This window comes from Stenotrophomonas sp. CCNWLW57 (assembly GCF_037203925.1).
Taxonomy (GTDB): domain Bacteria; phylum Pseudomonadota; class Gammaproteobacteria; order Xanthomonadales; family Xanthomonadaceae; genus Stenotrophomonas; species Stenotrophomonas rhizophila_A.
Map to the genome: position 1 here is coordinate 61,501 of NZ_JBBCBJ010000006.1, position 22,685 is coordinate 84,185.

Here is a 22,685-nt window from a genome sequence, read left to right on the forward strand (position 1 = left end):
GCGCGGACACCCATGGGGTGTCCCTACGACTCGTCCAAGCTGGCCAGGTACACCTGCAAGGCGTCCTCGAACGCGCGGATGTCGTCGGCGCTGGCCGCCAGGCCCTGTTCTGGAATCCGCTGCATCAGCGCGCGCGCCTGGGTGGCCAGTGCTTCGGCGCCCAGCGTGCCCAGCCCTCCGACAATACGATGCAGCACCTCCACCGCGGTGTTGCTGTCGCCCATGTCGCGCGCTTCCCAGCCGCGCTGCAGGTCGTCGGCGGTGGCCTGGCGCATGCTGTCGATCAGCACCGTGGCCACGTGTTCGGAACCGAAGCGGCGCACGATCGCCGCGCGCGTGGGCGCCGCCGCAGGCACGGCTTCCACCGGCGGCGTGGCGTCACGCACAGCGTCGTCCGCATCGTCCGAGGGCAGCCAGCGGCGCAGCGCCTGGCGCAGCGTGGCCAGCGCCACCGGCTTGGCCAGCAGGTCATCCATGCCGGCTTCGCGGCAGCGCTGCACGTCTTCGGCCAGCGCGCTGGCGGTGAGCGCCAGCACCGGCATGCGCTGGCCCCTGCCACGTTCGCGCTCGCGGATGCGCCGGGTCAGCGTGTAGCCGTCCATCACCGGCATGCGGCAATCGGTGATGACCAGGTCGAAATGCGAGGATGCCAGCAACGCCAGCGCGGCTTCGCCATCCACCGCCAGCTCATGCTGCAGCCCCAGCTGCTGCAGCCGCCAGCGCATCAGGGCCTGGTTGGTGGGATGGTCTTCCACCACCAGCACCCGGCGCCGCGCCTGGCCCGGCGGCAGCGGGTCGACATCGCCGCCGGGGCGCTGCTCGTCACGCACGGTTTCCTCACCGGGCACCAGCGGCAGGCTCAACAGCACCTCCACGCGCGTGCCCTCGCCCGGCACGCTGTGCATCTCCAGTCGCCCGCGCATCAACCCCACCAGGCGCTGGCAGATGCTCAGGCCCAACCCGGTGCCCCCGTAGTGGCGGGTGATGGCCACATCGGCCTGGGCAAACGGTTTGAACAGCCGTTCGCGCTGCTCGGGTGAGATGCCGATACCGGTGTCGGCCACCGTCAGCCGCAAGGCCTGCGCCATCTCATCATCGCGCTCCACGCTCAATGCGATGGTCACCGCGCCTTCGTTGGTGAATTTGATGGCGTTGCTGAGCAGGTTGAACACGATCTGGCGCAGCCGCATGCCATCGACCAGGTGCTGGTGGGCGACGGCGGGATCGACCTCCAGGCTGAGCGAAAGGTTCTTGCTGGAAGCCTGTGGCGACAGCAGCTGCTGCACGTTGTCGAGCAGGCTGCGCAGCATGACCGGCTGCGGCTCCAGCGGCAACGCGCCGGCTTCGATGCGCGAGTAGTCGAGGATGTCATCCAGGATCTGCCGCAGCATCTGCGCCGAATCCTCGATGACCGCGATGATGCGCCGCTGCTCGCCATCCAGGTCGGTGTGCGACAGCGCTTCGACCATGCCCAGCACGCCACTCATCGGCGTGCGGATTTCGTGGCTCATGGTGGCCAGGAAGTTGGATTTGGCCGCGGTGGCCCGTTCGGCGTCGGACTTGGCGGCGGCTAGGGCATCGGCCTGTGCGCGCGCTTCGGTCACGTCCACCCAGTAACCGCTCCACAGCACTACACCGTGTTCGGCGGCATACGGCAATGCGCGGGTGCGCACCCAGCGCACGGCGCCGTGCGGGCTGGTGCGGAACTCCATGTCCAGCGCGGAGAAATCGCGCGCGGCGTCGTGCAGCGCGCGGTTGACCGCCTCGCGGTCGCGCGGGTCGATCTGGTCGACCAAGCGGGTTTCATCAGCGACCACTTCGGCGGTGCTGACCCCGAACATCGACTGCAGGTCGCCGGTGATGTACGGGAACGTCACCCGGCCATCGCTGTCACGGCGCGCCTGGTAGACGATCGCCGGCAGGTTGTCGGTCACTTCCACCAGCCGCTGTTCCAGCCGCCGCCGCATGCCGACCTCGCGGCGCAGCCGCCAGTAGCCCCAGCCATGCACGATGATGCCGGTGAGCAGCACCAGCGACAGCGGCACCGCCCAGCGCGCGACCGAGCGCCAGTCCAGCCCGGTGCGGTATTCGGCCAGCAACCAGTCGCCCCGGATGGCGGCGTGCTCGCGTGGGGTGAGGTTGGCCAGCACCCGGTCGAAGGTGGTGGCCAGCGGCGCATACTGGCGTTTGACGGCCAGCGACAGCTGGTCGCTGAAACCCGCCGGCGCGGCCACGTGCAGCTTGGCCGGATACACCTCGCGAACCACGCGGTCCACCATCGCCAGGTTACCCACGTAGGCATCGGCGTCGCCATTGGCCAGTCGCGACAGTGCCTGCTCAACGCCGCGCGCCGGCACGATGCGCGCCTTGGGTGCGTACTGGAGGATGTAGCCGCGCAGGCGCTCGGGGTCGGAGAGCAGGATGCTGCGCCCGTCCAGGTCGCCCAGCCCCAGCACCGAACGGCTGTTGTTCGGGGTGACGATCACGTTGGGCACGCTGATGAAGGGCTGGCTGAAGACCCAGTCATCGCCCAGGTAATGCGCATCGTTCGGCATGCCCATCACCACATCGACATCGCCGCGGCGCATCTGCTCGCGCACCTCGAACCAGTCGTGCGCGGGCACGCGGTTCAACTGTGCCCCGACCATGCGCAGCTGGCGCAGGTAATCGCCGGCCACCCCGCTGGGTTCGCCGGCCGCATCGATGAACGACAGCGGCGCCCCGTTCGGCGCATAGCCCATGCGCAACGGGGTGGCCAGGATGCGGCGTTCGGCCTGGCCCAGGATCAGCCGCGACTGCGCCGACCACTGCAGTGGCGGCAGCCAGCGCTTGTACAGCGCCTCGCGCTGCGCGGCGGTCACGGTGGACAGCGCGCTGTCGAGCGCTTCGGCCAGCGGCTGGCGGGCATTGGGCACGCCGAAGTGGAGGCGTTCGGGCGGCAGGTCGCTGGGCCGCAGCAGGGCGATACCGTCAATGTCCTGCTCGCGGATCAGGGTGCTGGCGACGTGCGCATTGCCGATGTACACATCGGCCTTGCCCTGGGCCACCATCGCCAGCGCGGCCCGGGTATTGGGCGCGGTCACCTGGCGGGCGGCGGGGAAGCGTGAACGCAACTGGTTGCTGGTGAGGAATTCCTGCTCGGTGACCACGCGCAGCCCGGCCAGGTCCGGGTCGCTTGAGGTACGGGTATCGCCCACCCGGCCCACCAGGGCCAACGGCGCATCGGCGTAGGAGCCGGTGTAGACCATACAGCGGGTGCGGTCCGGGGTGAGGGTGATGTTCATCACCACGTCGACCTCGCCCCGGCATGCCGCATCCAGCACATCTGCCCAATCGCGATACACCCGCACCTTCACACGCACGCCGAGCTGCCGGGTCAACAACATCAGGTAGTCGTAGCCGAGTCCATCGGGGCGGCCGTTGTGCATGAATTCGAATGGTGGCCAGCCGCTGTCGTACAGCCCCAGTAAGATGGTAGGGTTCCGGTCGATCCATTCAGCCTGGCGCGGTGACAGCGACGGTGCAGGCGCCGGAGCCGCGATGGCGCCCAGCGCGATCACCAGGCCCAGCACGACCAGCCAGCGGACAACCGAGGTACGCATGCTGTCAGTTCTCCCAGGAGTGATCCGCCCACCGCGACGTGCCCCGAGGGGCCGCTGCCTTAACGGCCATACTATTCCATGAGCTTGCGCATAATCATCGCCGACGACCACCCGGTGGTCCGCATCGGCACCAAATCCGTGATCGAATCCAGTGGCGTGGGCCACGTGGTGGCCGAAGCCAGCAGCGTGGATGAGCTTTTGGCCGTGCTCAAGGTCAAGGAGTGCGACGTGCTGGTCACCGATTACTCCATGCCCGGCGGCGGCCAGCCTGACGGTTTTGCCATGATCGGCCAGGTCCGCCGTCACTATCCGGACCTGCCGGTGCTGATGCTGAGCGTCTCCAACAACCTGGCGATCCTGCGCATGGTGGTTGGAACCGGCGTGCTCGGGCTGGTCGACAAGACCTCGTCGATGGAAGAACTGCCGGTGGCGATCCAGACCGTGCACCGCGGCCAGCCGTATGTCAGCCGGACCCTGAAAAAACGCATCGACAAGATCGGCACGGAGGGCATGGGCGACGATCGCGCACGCGCGCTGTCGCCCCGTGAGGTGGAAGTCCTGCGCCTGCTGGGCAGCGGCCTGATCGTGAAGGAAATCGCCGCGAAACTGCACAAGAGCGTGAGCACCATCAGCCGGCAGAAAGGCGATGCCATGCTCAAGCTTGGCCTGGACAATGACGCCGATCTGTTCGATTACATCAAGATCCACCGCTTCTGAAGGTGCGTCATCGATCCATGCCCTGTTTGCTGACACCACCGTTTCAATGACGAACACCGATCACCGCGTGCAGGGCCTGGACAACGATGACGTCGCCGCAGATTGGCCGGCAATCGACGACGCCGAACTTGCCTGGCTGCGCGGGCAGTATCCGGCGCTTGAGGGCGACTGCCACATGGTGTGGCACAGCCCGCGACCGTTTTCAGCGGCCGCGCTGGTGGAGTGCGGATCACGGCGCTGCTTCATCAAACGCCACCATCGCAGCGTGCGCACGGCCGACGTGCTGGCCGAAGAGCACCGTTTCATCGCGCACCTGGCCGCTGCCGGACTCCCGGTCGTGCAGGTGCTGCAGGCCTACGACGGCGCCACCGCGATCGCCCATGGCGACTGGACCTACGAACTGCACGCGCAGGGTGACGGCCATGATCTGTACCGCGACAGCCCCTCCTGGACACCGCTCGGCGATGCTGCGCAGGCGCGCACTGCCGGTGCGATGCTGGCCCGCCTGCACCTTGCATCGGCCAGCTACCCCGCGCCCCAGCGCAGCACGCACGTGCTGGTGGCGCGCGATGACCTGATCCGCGCCCATGATCCGCTTTCACTGCTGAAGCGTGAGCTGCCCGCCCGACCGGGGCTGGCCGGCTACCTGTCGCGCCAGCACTGGGAACACGACCTGCAGCGCGCGGTGCTGCCCTGGCACGCGGCCCTGGGCGAGCGCCTGGCCGCCGAGCCGGTGCTGTGGGGGCACAACGACTGGCACGTCTCCAACCTGCTCTGGCACGGCCACGGCGCCACGGCGTCGATCGCCACCGTGTTCGATTTCGGCCTGGCCTCGCCGACCAGTGCCCTGTTCGACCTGGCCACCGCGATCGAGCGCAATGCCATCGCGTGGCTGGATGCAGGCGGCGATGGCCCGGTGGCGCATGCCGATATCGCGCTGGCGCTGCTGACCGGATACCGCCAGGTACGGCCGCTGGGGGCCACCCAGGTGCACCTGCTGGCCGACCTGCTGCCGGTGGTGCACCTGGACTTCGCCCTTTCGGAAGTGGAGTACTTCCAAGGGGTTACCGGCTCGCCGGCCAACGCCGACGTGGCGTACCACACGTTCCTGCTGGGCCATGCCGACTGGTTCGCCAGCCGCCCGGGCCGGGCCCTGCTGGATGCCCTGCACGCCGCTGCCTGAACCACCGGGGTCGCAACGGCGGCCGATTGGTGTGAAACTAGCCGCTGAAGCGGGGGTGCCTGGCGTTGCCAGGCTGAGAGAGTCCCTTGGAACCTGATCCGGTTTGCACCGGCGTAGGGAGCTTGAGCAGCGAGCGCATCCCCCATTGCGGGCCGGTGCGCCTGCGCGCCGTCGCTTCGTCTCCTCTGGCTGATGACGAATCGAATGAACCGCTGCTACCGCCTCACGCTGTTGACCGCCGCCCTCTGCGCCGCCCTGCCGCTGTACGCCAGTGACGCCGACAGCGCCGCTAGCGAGCGCTCGCCCACCGACCTGGCCGGCATCCGCGTACAGGCGCGCAAGCCCGCCGCGCCGCTGGCACCGTCGAGCAGCTTTGGCAGCGCGGACTGGAAGAACACCCCGGCCTCGGTCAACGTGCTCGACAGCGCCTTGCTGGACCGCCTGCAGGTACGCACCCTGTCCGAGCTGGCCCGGCACGACGCGTCGCTGGGCGACAGCTACGCACCGGTGGGCTATTACCAGAACATCGCCATCCGCGGCTTCGCGCTGGACCCGGCCACCGGCTACCGCTTCAACGGGCTGTCCATCGCCGGCGAACAGCGGCTGGCGCTGGAAAACGTGCAGCAGGTGGAAATCCTCAAGGGTGAGGCCGGGCTGGCCGCGGGCGTGATGGCCCCGGGCGGGATCATCAACTACGTCGGCAAGCGCCCCGCCGATGTGCGCACCGTCACCCTGGCCACCGATTCGGAGGGCTCGCGCTACGCGGCGGTGGACCTGGGCGGCTGGCTTACCCCGCGCTTCGGGCTGCGCTTCAACGCGGCCTGGGATGACACCTCGTCCTACATCGAGCATGCCGACGGCCGCCGCAACTTCTATTCGCTGGCCGCCGACTGGCTGATCGGCGAACACGGCAAGCTGGAAGTGGATGCCAACTACCAGACCAGCGCGCAGCGTTCGGCGTCCGGTTACCAGCTGCTGGGCGGCAGCGAACTGCCGCGCGGCGTGGACCGCAGCCGCATGCTGGGCCACCAGCCGTGGCAGCAGCCGGTCGGCATCGACAGCACCAACCTCACCGCGCTGCATACCTACGATTTCAGCCCGGCCTGGCAGTCGCGCGTGTCGGTGGGCCACAGCCGCTCGGTGATCCAGGACAACGTCGCCTTTGCGTACGGCTGCTACTACGCTGCTGGCTGCGCCGATGGCAGCGTACCGGGCAACTACTTCGCGCCCAACGGCGACTACGACATCTACGATTACCGCAGCCCCGACGATGTGCGCCGCAATGACGAGGCACGCGGCGAACTGCGCGGCCGCTTCAGCACCGGCGCGGTGGAACACGAACTGTCGGTGGGGCTGAGCGCGTTCCACCGCACCGTGGACAAGCGCCAGAACGTCAACGAGTACGTGGGCACGGCCAACATCGGCGATGCGCAGGTACCCGTGTTCGATCCCTCGCCGCTGCAGCCGGGCCCGTCCGCGCGGCGCCTGGACAGCTGGCAGCGCGCGGTGTTCGCGCTGGACCGCATGCACGTCGGCGATGACTGGCAGTGGCTGGCCGGCGGCCGCTACGTGCGCCTGGATGAGCGCGCCTACGACAAGCGCGGCACCCCGGAACGGCACAGCCGGCTGTCGCAGTTCCTGCCACAGACCGCACTGGTGTGGCAGGCCACCGAACAGCTGAACGTGTACGCCAGCTACGTGGAAGGCCTGTCGCTGGGCCAGGAAGCGCCGTTCTGGACCTCCAACGGCAGCACCTTCCTGCCGGCCATGCAGTCGCGCCAGCGCGAGCTGGGGGTCAAGTACGCCGCCACCGACGGCCTGATGTTGGGCGCAGCGGTATTCCGCACCACGCAGCCGTTCCAGTACGCCAAGCCGGACGCCAGCGATGCCGGCTTCACCTTCGTGCAGGAAGGCACCCAGGCCCACACCGGGCTGGAGCTGACCGCCAATGGCCAGGTCACCGAACGGCTGGCGCTGAACGCCAGCGCCAGCGTGCTGCAGGCGCGCGCGCGCGATGCCGGCACCGCGTTCTACGACGGCCAGCAGCTGGTCAACGTGCCCAAGGTGCGTGCGGCCGTGCATGTGGACTATGCCCTGCCGTTCGTGGCCGGCCTGGCGGTGAGTGGCGGCTGGCGCTATGCCTCGTCGAATGCGGCCACGGTGGATGGCAGCGTCAAGGCACCCTCGTATTCGGTGTTCGATGCCGGTGTGCGCTTCCAGCACGCGCTGCGCGAGCATCCGGTGACCTGGACGCTGTCGGTGGACAACGTATTCGACCGCTTCTACTGGCGTGACACCGGCAGCAGCTATGGCGATTACTACCTGTTCGCCGGTGCGCCGCGCCAGGCGCGCCTGTCGGTCACCTTCGGCCTGTGAGCGCGCTCCTGCTCGAATGGAGCGCCGTCGCCGCCAGCCTGCTGGGGGTGTGGCTGATGGCCAAGCGCCGCGTGCTGGCGTGGCCGGTGGGACTGCTGGCGGTGGGCCTGTATGCGGTGGTGTTCATCGAAGCACGGCTTTATTCGGACACCCTGCTGCAGGTCGCTTTCGGCGGTTTCCTGCTGTACGGCTGGCTTAGCTGGCACCGGCATGCCGAGCAGGATGGCGCGATCGTAATCGTGCCGCTGCCGCGACGGCAGCTGCTGCGTGACCTCGGCGTGGGCATCGTGTTCGGCATCGCCTTGGGCGCGGCCATGCACACCTGGACCGATGCCGCGCTGCCGTGGCTGGACGCGATGCTGGCCGCCCTGAGCCTGGTGGCGCAGTGGTGGCAGGCACGCCGGCACGTGGCTACCTGGTGGCTGTGGATCTTGGTGGACGTGGTCTACGTGGGCATGTACCTGGCCAAATCGCTGGACATCACCGCCGGGCTGTACCTGGTGTTCGTCGGCCTGGCCGTGATGGGCCTGCGCGCGTGGTCGGCCGCGGGCCATGCCGGGGCGGCACTAAAACCGCGCTAGGCTTGCGTGGATGAACCAGACCCCCGAACTGCTGCGCCGGCTGCTGCGGGCCAAGGACTACATGGACCGCGCCCCGCACGAGGCGTGGCCGGTGGCGCGGCTGGCGCAGGTCAGCGCGGTGTCGGAAGCTTACTTCGCGCGGCAGTTCCGCCAGGCGTTCGGGCTGCCGCCGCACCGCTATCTGCTTACGCGGCGCATTGAACGCGCGGTGGCACTGTGCCGCGACACTGACCTGCCGATCACCGAGATCGCGCTGCAGACCGGCTGGAACAGCCTGGGCACGTTCGGGCGGATCTTCCGCGACATCACCGGGCAGAGCCCGGGCGAGCTGCGTACCCGCCTGGCCGCCGGCACCGCCGCGCAGGCGCCGGAATGCATCGCGCGTGCGGCCGGCCGGCCCGATCTCAAGACCTCAGTTTCGGAGAAGCGGCTGGGGGGCGGGACCGGTAAAAAGGACCCACCAACAACGGAGGTCCCATGAACCAGGGTATTGAAACGGTCGGCCTGTACGTGCGCGACCAGGAAGAAGCACTCGCGTTTTACGTCGGCAAGCTGGGCTTTGTGGTGCACACCGACGCCGGCAATGGCGATTACCGCTGGCTCACCGTGCAGCACCCGGACCAGCCCGGTTTCCAGCTGGGCCTGTTCCGGCCCGGTCCGCCGGTGCACGACGCCGCCACCGCACAGGCGCTCAACGCGCTGGTGGCCAAGGGCGCAATGCCGCCGCTGGTGCTGACCGTGAATGACTGCCAGGCGGTCTACAAACAGTGGTCAGCCGCGGGAGTGGAGTTCAACCAGGAACCGGTGGAGCGTTACGGCACGGTGGATGCAGGGTTCCGCGATCCGTCCGGCAACGGCTGGAAGCTGATCGAACGCGCCACCGCCGGCGCGTAATGCCTCAGTCGAGCAGAAAGCGCATCGCCCCGGTGCCCAGCGCCGGGTCGGTGCTGCCCGGCCGGCCATCTTCGATGCGCCCGGCCAGGCGCTGCATCACGCCGGGCTGCTGGATCTCCAGGTCGTACCAGCCTGCCGTGGGAGCGGCGTTCCAGCGGATCTCCATGGCCTGCCCCGCCGCCAGCTGCAGCTCACGTTCCGGCATGCGGCCCGCGTAGACGGCGGCGCGTACGCTGACGGCCTGCGCGGTGGCCGTGGTGTTGTGCAGCTGAAGCGTCAACTGCCCGCCCTCCCCGCGCAGTGACGCCTGCACCGGTGCAGCGGCGCTGGCAGCGCCACGGAACTGCCGGTGGAAGCCGTTCGGGCCCAGCAGCCACAGGTCGTAGCCTTCCCCTGCGTGTATCGGCCAGTGATCCTGCAGCGGCGCACTAGGCGCTGCTGTGTAGCGGCGCGGAATCGCCTCCAGCCGCAGCCGGTCGTAGACATGCAGTACCGCGGCGGCGCCTTCGCACCCCAGGGTCAGCTGCACCTTGGCGTTGCCTGCATCCAGCGCGATCTCCGCCTGCGGGCGGTACGGCAACGCGCGCGCCGGGCGCACACCCGGTTCCTGCTTTGCCGGTTCAAGGTCTGCCGGCAGCGCCGGCACCGTGCGCCCGGGCAGCGCCGCCGCCCGCGCGGCGATGGCTGCGGTCGCCGGCAGCGAAGCCACGAAGGGCCGCGCATCGGATGCGGTGAAATCGAAGGCACCGGTCAGGTCGCCGCACACCGCGCGGCGCCATGGCGACAGTTCGGGTGCAGCCACCCCGAAACGGCGCTCGATCAGGCGGATCACCGAGGTGTGGTCGTATACCTGCGAATCGACCCAGCCGCCGCGGCTCCACGGCGAAATCACGTACAGCGGCACGCGGGGGCCCAGCCCGTAGGGGCGGTCACGCAGGTCGAGCGGGTCGGCCTTCTCGTTGCCCGGCGACGGATGCAGGTGATACTCGCCGTCGGTGGACACTGCGGAAGCACCTGCCCAACCCCCTGTGGCGGTGGGATCTCGCGACGGCGGTGCAGGCGGCGGCATGTGGTCGAAGAAGCCATCGTTCTCGTCGAACATCAGCAGCAGCGCGGTGCGGCTCCAGACGTCCGGGTCCGCTGTCAGCGCATCCAGCACGCGCGCGGTATAGGCCGCGCCCTGGGCAGGGCTGGACGGTCCGGGATGTTCGCTGCCGGCAGCATCGGCAATGATGAAACTCACCTGCGGCAGCTGCCCTTTGAGCACATCCTCGCGCAGCTGCGCCAAGCCACGGGTGCTGACCCCGCGCTCGCGCAGCGCCGGGTCATGCCCGGGCGCGCCGCGCCACGCCTGGCGGAACGGCTCTAAGCCGGCCAGCGGGTTGTCGGTGAAGTTGTCGGCCATGTCCTGGTATATCCGCCAGTCGATGCCCGACCGTTGCAGCCGCTCGACGTAGGTGGTCCAGGTGTAGGAATCGGGGTTGCCGCCCAGTTCCGGGAAGTTGTCGTGCGAGTTGGCCACGGCCGGCCCGCCGCCGCGTGCGTGCGGATCGTTGTGGCCGGTCCACAGGAACAGCCTGTTCGGATTGGTGCCGGCCTGCATCGCGCAGTGGTAGGCATCGCACACGGTGAAGGCCTCGGCCAGCGCGAACTGGAACGGCATGTCATCGCGGCGGTAGTAGCCCATCGCATGGTCCTGCTTGGCCGCCGGCCAATGCGCCATGCGCCCGTGGTCCCACGCACGCTGCGCATCGGGCCAGGTGTGCGGGGTGCCTTCCACGCGCATGTAGCCGAAGTGCGCCGCGGTATCCAGCGGGAACGGGGCGATGCCGTGGCTGCCGGCCGCGTTCGGCTGCAACCAGATGTTGCGGCGTGGCTGCCCGGCAGCCAGCGGGGCGGCCGGCACCACGAAGCGGTCGCCGAAGCCGCGCACGCCGGGCAGCGTGCCGAAGTAGTGGTCGAAGGAGCGGTTCTCCTGCATGAACACCACGATGTGCTGCACATCCTCGAGGCTGCGGCTGCGCGCATGCGGGGCGATCGCCGCCGCACGCGTGATGCTGGGCATCAGCGCGCCGATGCCGGCGGCCAGCCCGGCCTGCAGCAGCCGGCGCCGGCCGCTGTCAGGCAAGGACGGGCGCGCAGGGCTCACAGGTCGACCCGCACCGAGAAGCCCACGGTGCGCGGCGCACCGATGAAGGCCGAATCGCTGCCGTCCACGCCGGCCAGGTAGCGGCGGTCGGTGAGGTTGCTGACCACCAGGTTGGCGCCCACGCCCTTCAGCTTCGGCGACAGGTTCTGCAGGTCGAAGCCGATGTTGGCGTTGAACACCGTGGCCGACGGCAGGCGGTTGTCGTTGGCTGCATCCAGGTAACGCTCACCGAGGTAACGCCCGGACAGGCCCACGTTCCAGCTGTCGCCCTGCCAGTCGGCCGAGACCACCAGCACGTGCTTGGGCTGGCCGATCACCTGTGCACCGTCGACGATGCCCAGTTCGGTGTCGCGCGCCACGTTGCCGCTGCCCAGGTATTTGGAACGGTTGTAGGTGTAGGCACCATTGATGCGCCAGCCGTTGTCCCAGCCATAGCCGAGCGCGGCTTCCAGGCCGGTGCTTTCCACGCCACCAAAGTTCTCGTAGACGCCATCGGTCTCGTCCAGGTAATCGATGCCGTCGGCCAGCCGCGCGGGCAGGTAGACGATGCGGTTGTCGAACTTGATGTTGTACAGGGTCAGCGAGCCGGTCAAGGGCCAACGGCTCACGCGCAGGCCGAGCTCGATGTTGTCGGCGGTCTCCGGCTCCACCCGCGAGAAGCGCTGCGCGTCGGTCTCGCCAAGCACGCCGGAGGGAATGGCCGCGAAGTTCTGCGAGAAGCCACCGAACAGTTCCAGCCCTTCCACCGGCAGGGTCCAGGTGCCGCCGGCGGAAACCAGCGGGTCGGACTTCGAATCCGAACGCACGTTCTCGGCGCTGCCGATCACGCGGTTGCGCTTCTGGTCGACGAAGAACTGCTTGACGCCCACGCGTGCGCTGAACGGCCCGAAGCGTGCCACGTCCTCCACGTAGTACATCTGCTCATCAGTCTTGTAGCGGTCTTCGAACTGCACCCAGTACGGCTGGTGGTCGAAGCTGATGTCGGTGCCGACGTTGAGCAGGCGGTGCCAGTCGCGGCGCACGCTGCGATCAAACTGCTCCAGCCACACACCAGCGCGCACGGTGTTGTCGACCGTGCCCAGGGTCTGCTTCCATTCCACGTCGGCGGTGAAGCCGGCGCGGTCGTTGTCGTAGTGCGAATGGCGGTAGGACTGCACGCCCTGCACGCCCGGTGCGTAGCAGTTGGGGTCGTACTCGGCGCTGAAACCGGCGCGCGGTACGCAGCCGGCGCGCATCTGCGCGGCGCTGCCGTCGGGATTGACGAAGTAGAACTGGCCCAGCGCGCTGCCGCCGTACACGGTGCTGCCGCCGAGGTATTCCGATTCCGGCGCGCCCGCGCCATCGTTGCGCGCCTGCACCAGGTAGGGCGGCAGCCAGTCGCCACGGCCTTCCATCCTGTGCGCGTAGCCGGTGAGCGAGAGCTTGACGCCGTTGCCGCTGTCGAACGCGCCGCGCAGGTAGCCGAAGGTGTTCTCGCGCAGCGCGCGCGAGCCGGAACGGAAGTTCTGGTCCAGGTAGGGAATGCCGGTGAGCGTGCCGGTGAGCCCGTCGCGATCCGGGTTGGTCGCGAACGCTTCCGGGGTGACACTGGTGTATTCGGGCTCGTCGGCATCGTTGTACGAGGCGTAGCCGCTCAGCGTCCAACGGTCGAGCTCGGTGATGAACTTGGCGGCCAGGTGATCGTTGCTGACGTGGCCGCTGCCGTCGATCCAGTCGTTGACGCGGGCCGAGGAGGCGCTGACCCACGCGCGGGTGTTGCCACCGAGCACGCCGGTGTCATAGCGCACATAGTACTTGCGCGCGTCGTTGTCGCCGCCACCGGCGACCATGCGCAGGCGCGCGTCCTGCAGCGGGTCGCTGGTAAGGAAGTTCAGCGTGCCGCCGAGCGCTTCGTTGGAGCGCGAGGAGATGTCCGCCGTGCCCTGGCTGACTTCAATGGTCTCCAGGTCCAGGGTGTCGATGTAACGGTTGGCCAGCGAACCGCCGCCGTAGCCGGAGCCGCCGTTGGGCAGGCCATCGATGGTGGTGCCAATCTGCTGCGTGTCGCGGTTGGTCACGAAGCCGCGCATGCTGATCTGGGTACCCCAGACCGAGGAGCCGGTGGCGTCGGCTTCGCTCACCACCACGCCGGGCAGTTCATTGAGCGCGTTGTTGACACTGCCCAGGATCTGCTGGCGCTGCAGGGTTTCCTGGCTCACGGTGGTCTTGGCGAAGCTGGTGGCCTGCCCGATGACCTGTACCTGGTCCAGCGTGCGCGCGTCATCGGCGGGGGCCGGTTCGGCGGCGATGGCCTGTACGGAAGCAGAAAGCAACAGGGCGAGCAGCGAGACACGGGGATAACGGCCAGCAGTGGGCATCGGTCATGGGCGCGGCAGTGGGGTCGGCCGGCAGTATTGGCAGCTGGGGTTACGTGCCCATGACATGCGCGCGACGGGCGTTCCGTCGCGCGCACGTGTCATTCCCTCAATGCGCGCCGTGCGTGGAGCGGTGGCGGAACCTGCGCGACATCCATTCGCCGAGGTCATCCATCACGGTGAATGCCGCCGGGATCACGATCAGGCTGAGCAGCGTGGAGGTGATCAGGCCGCCGATCACGGCAATCGCCATCGGTGCGCGGAAGCTGGAATCACCGGCGAAGCCCAGCGCGATCGGCATCATGCCGGCGCCCATCGCCAAGGTGGTCATGATGATCGGCTGCGCACGCTTGCGGCACGCATCGATGAGCGCGTCATGCTGGCTCATGCCCTGTTCGTCTTCGGCCATTACCGCGTAATCCACCAGCAGGATGGAGTTCTTGGTGGCGATACCGATCAACATCAGCAACCCGATCAACGCCGGCAGCGAGAGCATGTTCTGGGTGATCAGCAGCGCGCCGAACGCACCGCCGGCGCACAGCGGCACCGCCGCCAGGATGGTGACCGGCATCAGCGCGTGGTTGAACAGCAGCAACAGCACCATGTAGATGCAGATCAGGCCGGCGGCCATGGCCAGCATGAAGCCGATGAACAGCTCCACGAACACTTCGGCATCGCCGGTGTTGAGGAAGGTCACGCCCGGCGGCAGCTGCTTGACGCTGGGCAAGGCCTGTACTTCGGTCATCACATCGCCCAGCGGGCGGCCGTTGAGTTCGGCGGTGAGGGTCACGTTGCGCTGGCGCTGGTAGCGCGAAATCTGCGACGGGCCACTGCCCTGGCGGATCTCGGCGACGGCGGCCAGCGGCACCGGGCCATCCCGACCGGGCACGCGCAGCTGACCGATCAGCGCCGGATTGGCCAGCGTGGCCTCGGCGAAGCCGACCCGGATCGGCACCTGACGGTCGGGAAGGTTGAGCTTGGCCAGGCGCTGTTCGTAGTCGCCGGCGGTGGCAATGCGCGCCGCTTCGGCGATGTCCTGCGTGGCCACGCCGAGGTCGGCAGCGCGTGCGGCGTTGGGCACGATCTGCAGTTCCGGGCGCAGCAGCGACGCGGTGGAGGTCACGCTGCCCAGCCCCTGGATGCCGCGCAGGTCGCGTTCCAGGGCGGTGCTGGCGTCCTGCAGGCGCTGCGGGTCGTCACCGGACAACACCAGCTGCAGCAGGTTGCCGGGCTCGGAGCTGACATAGCTCACGCGGACGCCGGGCAGGTTGGCCAGGCGTGCGCGCGCGTCGCGTTCCAGCGCACGCTGGTCGCGGTCGCGGTCATCGGCCACGCCCCAGTCCAGGATCAGCGTCGCTTTGCGCGGTTCGCCCACGCCGGTGGCGCTGGGGTCACCCAGGTCGAGCACGGCGCCCACGGCGGTGTAGACCTGCTTCAGCTCGGGCATGTCCTTGAGCAGCGCACGCGCGCGTTCGGCCAAGGCCACGGTTTCCTGCAGGCGGGTGCCCGGTGGAAGCTCCAGATTGAGGTTGCTGCGGCCCAGGTCGGACTGCGGAATGAAGGTGGCCGGGATCAACGGAACCAGCGCCAGCGACCCGACGAACATGGCGAAGGCCAGCCACAGGGTCCAGCCGCGGTGGCGCAGTGCCTTGTCCACCCAGCCCAGATACCAGCCCATCAATTTCGATTCGGGCTTCTCCTCGCCATGCGGCTTGAGCAGGTAGGCGGCCATCATCGGGGTAAGCAGGCGCGCCACCAGCAGTGAGAACAGCACGGCGGTTGCGGCGGTCCAGCCGAATTCGCGGAAGAACTTGCCGGCGATTCCGGGCATGAATGCCACCGGCACGAATACGGCGGCCAGGGTCAACGAGGTGGCGATCACTGCGTTGCCGATCTCACCGGCCGCTTCCCGCGCCGCTTCCAGCGGCGGCTTGCCCATGCGCAGGTGGCGCACGATGTTCTCGATTTCCACGATCGCGTCATCCACCAGGATGCCGACCACCACCGACAGCGCCAGCAGGGTGATGATGTTGAGCGTGAAGCCGAAGAAGTACATCACCGCGAAGGTGGGAATGATCGACAGCGGCAGCGCCAGCGCCGACACCCACGTAGCGCGCCAGTCGCGCAGGAACAGCCACACCACCAGCAGCGCCAGCAGCGCGCCCTCCCACAGCATGGTCATCGACGAATCGTAGGAGCGGTGGGTTTCGTCGATGGCCGTGGTGACCAGGCGGAAGTCGATGCCCGGGTGCTCGGCCTTTATCTTGTCCAGCGCGTCATGCACGCCGGCTTCCACCTTCACTTCGCTGGAACCACGGGTGCGCGACATCGAGAACGCCACGACCTTCTCGCCGTCCAGCAACGCCGCTTCAGTGGGGTCAGCCGCAGCGTCGGTTACCGTGGCCAGGGTGGACAGCCGGACCGCGCGGCCATCCGGCAGCGCGATGGAGTAGTCGCGCAGCGCCTGCGCGTCACCGACCGTACCCAGGGTGCGGATGGTCTGCTGCGCGCCTTCGATCTCCGCCTTGCCGCCGGCGCGCTCGACCTGGATGCGCGCCAGTTGCTGCGAAACATCACCGGCGGTGATGCCCATCGCGATCAGGGCGTTGGGGTCCAGGTCCACGCGCACCTGGCGCTGCACGCCGCCCACGCGGGTGACCCGGGCCACGCCCGGCACACCGTACATCGCGCGCGAGATGTCGCGGTCCACGAACCAGCTGGCCTCGTCCGGGGTCATGTGCGGGGCGACCAGCGCGTAGGTCATCAGCGAACCGCCGATATCGACCTTGGAGATCACCGGTTCCTGGATGTCCTGGGGCAGGTCGGTGCGGATGCGGGTAACCGCATCGCGAGTATCGTCGAGCGCGGTGGCCAGGTCTGCCTCGAGCTGGAATTCGATGGTGGTGGTGCTGACGCCTTCGCTGACCGAGGAGATCACGCGCTTGACGTTGTTGACCGTGGCCACCGAGTCCTCGACCTTGCGGGTGACCTCCGCCTCCAGCTGGCTGGGCGAGGCGCCCGGCTGGGTCACGGTGACCGTGGTCATCGGGAAGGCGATGTCGGGGAAGCGGGCGACCGGCAGCTGGTAGAAGCCCCACAGGCCGGCCACGCACAGCACGAAGAAGATCAGCAGCGCGGGTAAAGGGCGCTTGATTGCCCAGGCGGAGACATTCATTTCGCGGCCGCCTTGGCATCGGCCACCACGCGCACGCGATCGCCCTCACCAAGGAAGCCGGCGCCGTCCACCACCACGCGGTCGCCGGCCTTGACGCCTTCGAGGATGGCGGTACGGCCCTGCACCGCCTGGCCGGTGCGCACGCGCAGCCGCGCGGCCTGCTGCTTGTCGTTCACCGTGAACACATAGCTGTGGCCATCGCGCTGCACGATCGCGGCGGTCGGGAGGGTCAGCACCGGGCCCTCGCCGGTGACGATGCGGCCTTCGACGTACACCCCCGGCTTGAGCGTGCCCGGCTCGGGCAGGTCGGCATACAGCGTTCCGGTGCGGGTCTGCGCGTCCACGCCCGGGGTTACCGCACGGATGCGCCCGGTGACCACGGCGCCGGCATACGGCAGCTCCACCGTGTTGCCCACGGCCACGCCGGTGAGCTGGTCTTCGGGCAACTCGGCGCGCCATTCCAGGCGGCCGTCGCGGATCAGGCGCAGCAGCTCGGTGCCGCCCGACACGACCTGGCCGGGCTGCACAAGACGCTTGGAGATCAGACCATCGGCGGGCGCGCGCAGATCGGCGAAGTCGCGGCGCAGCTTGGCCGCGTCACGCGCCGCACGGGCGGTGGCGGTCTGCGCTTCGGCATTGATGCGGTTGGCGCGCAGCTCGTCCAGGCTGCTTTCGCTGATCAGCTGCTGCGCGGCCAGCTTGGCGCTGCGCTCGTAGTTCATCCGCGCCAGGTCCTGCGCCGCCTGCGCCTGCTTCAGCGAGGCGTCGGCCTGGGCCAGTTCGCTGTCCAGCGTGCGGTGGTCCAGCTGCAGCAGCACCTGGCCCTGCTTGACCCACTGGCCGACGTCCACCGGCAGCGCGGTCACGCGCTGGCCGCTGATTTCGACGCCCAGCTGCATTTCCTCGTACGCGGAGACCGGGCCGGAGACCAGCACCGTGCGCGCCATGGTCTGCTGCTGCACGGTGGCCAGCGAAACCGGCAGCGCGGAGCTGGCGGCCGCTGCCTCCGCTTCGGCTTTTTCGTCCTTGCCGCCGCATGCGGTGACCAGGGCGAGGGTGAGCAGGAGCAGTGAACTGCGGAGAAGAGGTGCACGCATGGAGGAGCTTCCGTGTCGAAACCGCGGGAACAGGGGAAAGGGAAAACGAATCAGGGGGTTAGGGCCAGGCGCAGTTCTATGCCGTCGAGCATGAGGCCGAGGCCTTGTTCGAAGCGCGTGTCGAAATCGACCTCGCTCCAGACCTCGCGGGCGTCCCAGCAGTGCGGGAAACGCGCTTCGGCCAGGGCCATGAAGGCCTCGCCCAGCGCTTCCATGCTGCCGTCGCCGGGCCAGGACTGTTCTTCGATGACAAAGCCCATCGCGTAGTACACCAGGTCCATCGAGGCAGTCGCGGCGAACCGCACCGAGGCGCCAGCGCCGACCAGCGCGGCGATGCTGGCCTCGCCCACCCGCAGCACGTTCTCGGTGGCCAGGAAGGTGCCGGCATACACCCGGGCACCATCGCGGCGGGCCTTGAACGCGATGCGGAACTCGCGGGCGATCTGCAGCAGGGTCTGCCGCCAGGGCTGGCCCTCGGGGATGTCGCGGGCCACGTCCACGATCATGGCGTCAGCCATGGCATCGACCAGCGCTTGCTTGCTCTTGAAGTGCCAGTACAGCGACGGCGCGCGGATGCCCAATGTGCAGGCCACCTTGCGCAGGGTCACGCCCTCCATGCCGGCCTCGTCGAGGATCTTGAAGGCAGCCTCGACGATGTTGTCCCGGGCGATGGGTTGACGCACTGGGGGCTTCTACCTAACGTTGTTAGGGGGCGAATCTAACAGTGTTAGGTTGGATCGTGCAAGTAGAGCCACGCACTGCGTGGCTGTGCTTCGTTGAGGCGCCGCGGAGCCAGTATTGACGTCCCTCCAGTGGACAACGCACGCTGGACGCGGCCCAAGGTCGGGCGTGAAACGGATGATGGGGACATGGAAGGGAATCTGAGACTGCGTCTTGCTGCGTTGGCCGCCATTGCCATGGCAGCGACGGTGACCGGGTGTGGGTCGCGTTCGCAGACGGGGACCGGGCTGCTCACTGAGTTCGAGTACCTAGGATGCGAAGGCGATTGGAACGAGGAGACCTACGCACCGGAAGTTGCCCGCAGCGAGATTGCCGAGCCCATCTCCTTCCTGGTCCGGAACGCCGATACGTGTGGCTACGACACGGCGGACAAACCGGAGGCGGAACTCGACGGCGACACGCTTGAACTGCGCTACACGCTGAGCAGTAGCGGTGGGTACGTGGCGGCGTGTTACTGCGAGTATCGCGCCCGGTTCGTGGTATCAGCGCTGCCGGAAGGCATCCGCAAAGTAAGCGTCAACGGCGATGACGCGCGCATCAAGGGCACGCTGCATCGTTGATTCGGTCGCGTGCTTCTTCCGCGCTGTCAGGCGCGTGGCATACTCCGCCAGCATCGCGTGCTGCCCTGTCTGGGTGGCCGCGACCCGCCACACTCCCATTGGCCTGCCGCATATGTCCTGGCTTCCGGTTCGTCCTGCTCCTGTGCACGTCACGAACCGGCACGCTGGCGCTAGGTGCTGGCGGCTGTTGTCCTGTCTGGTGCTTGCGGTACTCGGGCTGCCTTCGGCCCATGCGTTGTCGCCCGACCGCGCGCTTTCGCAGCTTCGGCATGACCGCTGGACAGCCGACGACGGCGCGCCGGCGCAGATCTTCTCCATTGCGCAGACGCCTGACGGCCTGCTCTGGCTCGGCTCGCGACAAGGCCTCTACCGCTTCGATGGCGTGCGCTTCGAGCGCATTACCACTGCCGGTGGGAAGCCGCTGATCGACGACGATGTGCTGAGCCTGAAGGCCGAGCCCGACGGCTCGCTGTGGGTCGGCTACTTCAATGGCGGCATGAGCCGGGTCGGCGGTCCTGCACCGGGCCAGTACGACTACCAGCGCGATGACGTGCCGCTCGGGTCGGTGATGGGCTTCGCGCGTGACGCACGCAAGCGGTTATGGGCGATCACCCCGGTGGCCGTGGTCTGGCTTGACCCTGCCACCGATACCTGGACATCCGCACAGGTCATGGGCATCGACCCCGGCTGGCGGCCCGAGCGCCTGTATGCCGACCGCCAAGGCGGCATCTGGGTGGCGTATTCGGAGAACCAGGCCTTCGGCATCGTGCACCTGGCACCGGGCGCGACGCGCTTCCAGCCCTATCCCAAGCCGGTGCAGATCCCCTACTTCGATGAGGCCGCCGACGGCACGCTGTGGGCGGCCGACTACTGGGGCGTGCGCCCGCTGGCGCGCGCCGATGCCGATCCGCGCCATGCCCGTGCCACGGTGAGCTGGCTCGAGCCGGCGTTCAAGGGTGCCGGCCTGCGCTTCGACCGCGATGGCGGCATGTGGCTGAGCGCCGCCGGCGGCATTGCACGGGTGCGCGACGCGTCCACGCTGCGGGCGCCGGGACGCGGGGTGGTGCTGCCGTCACCGGAGTCCTTCGGGCCGGCCCAGGGGCTCACCTCGGAGGTGGTCTGGACGATCTTCGAAGACCGCGAGGGCAACATCTGGACCGCTACCGCGAACGGGCTCGACCGCTTCCGCGACAACGCCTTGGCGCCGATTGCGCTGCCCCGGCGCGACCAGTCCTTTGCGATGGCGGTGGCCGCCGACGGCCGCCTGCTGGTCGGCAATGCGGATCGGGGCCCGATGTGGGTCAGCCCCGATCCCAGCCAGGCCAGCGGCGCCCGCATCGACGAGCTGGGCGGACCGGACATGGAAGGGGTGACCGCGCTGCATCGCGATGGCAACGGCACGCTGTGGGTGGGCGGTGCGCGCGGCACGCTGTCGCGGCTGGGCGCCACCGGACTGGAAAAGGTAGCGCTGCCGCCGGAACTGGAAGGCGACGGCATGATCGGCATGATCAGCAGTGACCGCGCCGGTGGGCTGTGGGTGAGCCGGCTCAACGGCGGCCTGCTGCGCCTGTACAACGGCCAGTGGGAAATGCAGAACGCGAAGTACGGCATCCAGGCCGGCGTGACCCCGCGTGCGTTGGCCGAAGACGCGCAGGGGCGGATCTGGACCGATGCCGGGCAGACCATCGGCGTGTTCGAGAACGGGCGGCGCCGCGACATCAAGCAAGATGGCCCCGACATCGGCCGCATCGGCGTGCTGCGCGCCCATGGCGACGAACTGTGGGCCGGTGCGGCGCGCGGCGTGTCGATGCGCGCGAACGAGCGCTTCCAGCGGCTGCTGGGCCGCAGTGGTGAACGCTTTGAGCACACCACCGGGATCCTGCTGCGGCCCAACGGCGAGCTGTGGCTGGGCGGGCGTGGCGGCCTTACCCGGGTGCCGGCCGCCGAGCTGGCGCGCTGGCGCGCCGACCCGGCCCATGCGGTGGCCTTCGAGCGCTTCGGCGTGCTCGATGGTCTGCGCGGCAGCACCGAAAAGACCGGTGGCGTGTCATCGGTGCAGAGCGATGCGCAGGGCCGGATCTGGTTCGCGACCGATCGTGGCGTGCACTGGATCGACCCCGACCATATTCCGCGCAACCCGGCCGCAGCGCCGCCCGCGCCGTCGCTGCTGGCCGTGCAGGTGGACGACACCGCCATGCCGCTATCCCCGCACCTGCGCCTGCCGGCCGGCAGCCGTGACCTGCGCGTGGACTACACCGCACCGGCGCTGCGCATTCCCGAACGCGTGCGTTTCCGCTACCGGCTGGATGGGGTGGACGATGCGTGGCGCGAAGCGGGCACCCGCCGCCAGGCGCTGTACAGCCGACTGGAACCGGGCAGCTACCGCTTCCGGGTGATCGCCAGCGATGACGCCGGCACCTGGTCACCGCAGGAGGCATCGTTCAACGTCACCGTGTTGCCCGCGTTCTGGCAGACCGGTTGGTTCGCGCTGGCGATGCTGGCGTTGGCCGGCGCGCTGGTGTGGCTGTTCGTGCGTTGGCGGGTGGCGATCGCGCGGCTGCGGGTGCAGCGCCTGTACCGGGCGCGGGTGGGTGAACGCGAGCGGATTGCCCGCGACCTGCATGACACCCTGCTGCAGTCGGTACAGGCACTAATGCTGCGCATCGAGTCCTCGCGCCGCCGGCTGGCGTTGGGCGATGCCGCCGGCGCCGAGGCCGGGCTGGTGCATGCGCTGGAAGAGGCCGAGTCGGGCCTGGCCGAAGGGCGCGACCGCATCCGGGCGCTGCGCCGCGACGAGGCCGGCGTCGACGATCTGGAAACGGCAGTGCGCGCATTGCCGGCCCAGCTGGAACTGCCCGCCGGGATCGCGTTCGCGCTCGAGGTACGCGGCCGGCCGCGTCGCTGGCGCCAACCCGAACTGGGCGAGGTGTACCGGATCGTGCGCGAGGCATTGGCCAATGCCACCCGCCACGCCCATGCATCGCGCATCACGTCCGCATCACCTACGCGCTGCTGCACACCCTCGTCGAGATCGAGGACGATGGCTGTGGCATCCAGGACGAGGTGGTGGTCCACGGCGGCAGCGAAGGACATTGGGGCCTGCCTGGCATGCGCGAACGCGCGGCGCTGTGCGGCGGCACGTTGTCGGTGCAGGCACTGGCCACCGGCGGCACCCGGGTAGCGGTGCGCCTGCCACGCTGGCGGGGCTTCCGGCGCTGAGGAAAGCGCTTGCGTTGGGCAGCGCCACGATGCACGG

14 protein-coding genes and 1 riboswitch are annotated in these 22,685 nt (G+C 68.7%); of the genes, 8 read left to right on the plus strand and 6 right to left on the minus strand.

Annotated features, from left to right (window positions below; all coding sequences use genetic code 11):
* Positions 1-23 precede the first annotated feature (23 nt).
* Positions 24-3,602 carry a transporter substrate-binding domain-containing protein gene (locus tag V9K91_RS15060; RefSeq protein WP_336443641.1) on the minus strand — a complete coding sequence of 1,193 codons (3,579 nt, stop codon included), beginning with the start codon at positions 3,600-3,602 and terminating at the stop codon, positions 24-26.
* Positions 3,603-3,680: 78 nt separating this feature from the next.
* Here V9K91_RS15060 and V9K91_RS15065 point away from each other — a divergent pair, with 78 nt between their 5' ends.
* The 6 genes from V9K91_RS15065 (at position 3,681) to V9K91_RS15090 (ending at position 9,353) form a co-directional block, all read left to right on the plus strand.
* Positions 3,681-4,319, plus strand: a complete 639-nt coding sequence (locus V9K91_RS15065) for a response regulator (RefSeq protein WP_068848316.1) — start codon at positions 3,681-3,683, stop codon at positions 4,317-4,319.
* Positions 4,320-4,365: 46 nt separating this feature from the next.
* Positions 4,366-5,502 carry a phosphotransferase gene (locus V9K91_RS15070; RefSeq protein ID WP_306990122.1) on the plus strand — a complete coding sequence of 379 codons (1,137 nt, stop codon included), beginning with the start codon at positions 4,366-4,368 and terminating at the stop codon, positions 5,500-5,502.
* A gap of 41 nt (positions 5,503-5,543) precedes the next feature.
* A riboswitch (TPP riboswitch) is annotated at positions 5,544-5,639 on the plus strand.
* Between the two features lie 67 nt (positions 5,640-5,706).
* Positions 5,707-7,878, plus strand: coding sequence for a TonB-dependent siderophore receptor (locus V9K91_RS15075; protein ID WP_336443640.1), 2,172 nt, complete (start codon positions 5,707-5,709; stop codon positions 7,876-7,878).
* On the plus strand, positions 7,875-8,459 hold the full coding sequence (gene pnuC / locus V9K91_RS15080; protein WP_283938965.1) for a nicotinamide riboside transporter PnuC: 585 nt from the start codon (positions 7,875-7,877) through the stop codon (positions 8,457-8,459). The genes V9K91_RS15075 and pnuC overlap by 4 nt, the downstream gene beginning before the upstream one ends.
* 10 nt (positions 8,460-8,469) lie before the next feature.
* Entirely contained in the window at positions 8,470-8,940 is a 471-nt protein-coding gene (locus tag V9K91_RS15085) for an AraC family transcriptional regulator (protein ID WP_249833475.1), read from the plus strand.
* Positions 8,937-9,353, plus strand: coding sequence for a VOC family protein (locus V9K91_RS15090; protein WP_249833474.1), 417 nt, complete (start codon positions 8,937-8,939; stop codon positions 9,351-9,353). Before V9K91_RS15085 ends, V9K91_RS15090 begins: the two co-directional genes overlap by 4 nt.
* A 4-nt stretch (positions 9,354-9,357) precedes the next feature.
* On the opposite strand, the gene V9K91_RS15095 is transcribed toward V9K91_RS15090, so the two are convergent.
* The 5 genes from V9K91_RS15095 to V9K91_RS15115 form a co-directional block, all read right to left on the minus strand.
* Entirely contained in the window at positions 9,358-11,481 is a 2,124-nt protein-coding gene (locus V9K91_RS15095; protein WP_336443657.1) for a phospholipase C, phosphocholine-specific, read from the minus strand.
* 17 nt (positions 11,482-11,498) lie between these two features.
* Positions 11,499-13,859 (minus strand): TonB-dependent receptor, encoded by a 2,361-nt coding sequence (locus V9K91_RS15100; RefSeq protein WP_336443639.1) that lies wholly within the window; start codon positions 13,857-13,859, stop codon positions 11,499-11,501.
* A gap of 106 nt (positions 13,860-13,965) precedes the next feature.
* Positions 13,966-17,031 (minus strand): efflux RND transporter permease subunit, encoded by a 3,066-nt coding sequence (locus tag V9K91_RS15105; protein WP_336443638.1) that lies wholly within the window; start codon positions 17,029-17,031, stop codon positions 13,966-13,968.
* A complete protein-coding gene (locus tag V9K91_RS15110; RefSeq protein ID WP_184126242.1) occupies positions 17,028-18,128 on the minus strand; it encodes an efflux RND transporter periplasmic adaptor subunit in 1,101 nt (366 codons plus the stop codon). Before V9K91_RS15110 ends, V9K91_RS15105 begins: the two co-directional genes overlap by 4 nt.
* Before the next feature lie 50 nt (positions 18,129-18,178).
* Positions 18,179-18,811 carry a TetR/AcrR family transcriptional regulator C-terminal domain-containing protein gene (locus V9K91_RS15115; protein ID WP_336443637.1) on the minus strand — a complete coding sequence of 211 codons (633 nt, stop codon included), beginning with the start codon at positions 18,809-18,811 and terminating at the stop codon, positions 18,179-18,181.
* Between the two features lie 186 nt (positions 18,812-18,997).
* Here V9K91_RS15115 and V9K91_RS15120 point away from each other — a divergent pair, with 186 nt between their 5' ends.
* The gene (locus V9K91_RS15120; protein ID WP_306990129.1) at positions 18,998-19,429 is read left to right on the plus strand and encodes a hypothetical protein; all 432 of its coding nucleotides are present in this window, start codon (positions 18,998-19,000) and stop codon (positions 19,427-19,429) included.
* Between the two features lie 187 nt (positions 19,430-19,616).
* The gene (locus V9K91_RS15125) at positions 19,617-22,610 is read left to right on the plus strand and encodes a two-component regulator propeller domain-containing protein (RefSeq protein ID WP_337308196.1); all 2,994 of its coding nucleotides are present in this window, start codon (positions 19,617-19,619) and stop codon (positions 22,608-22,610) included.
* Positions 22,611-22,685 lie beyond the last annotated feature (75 nt).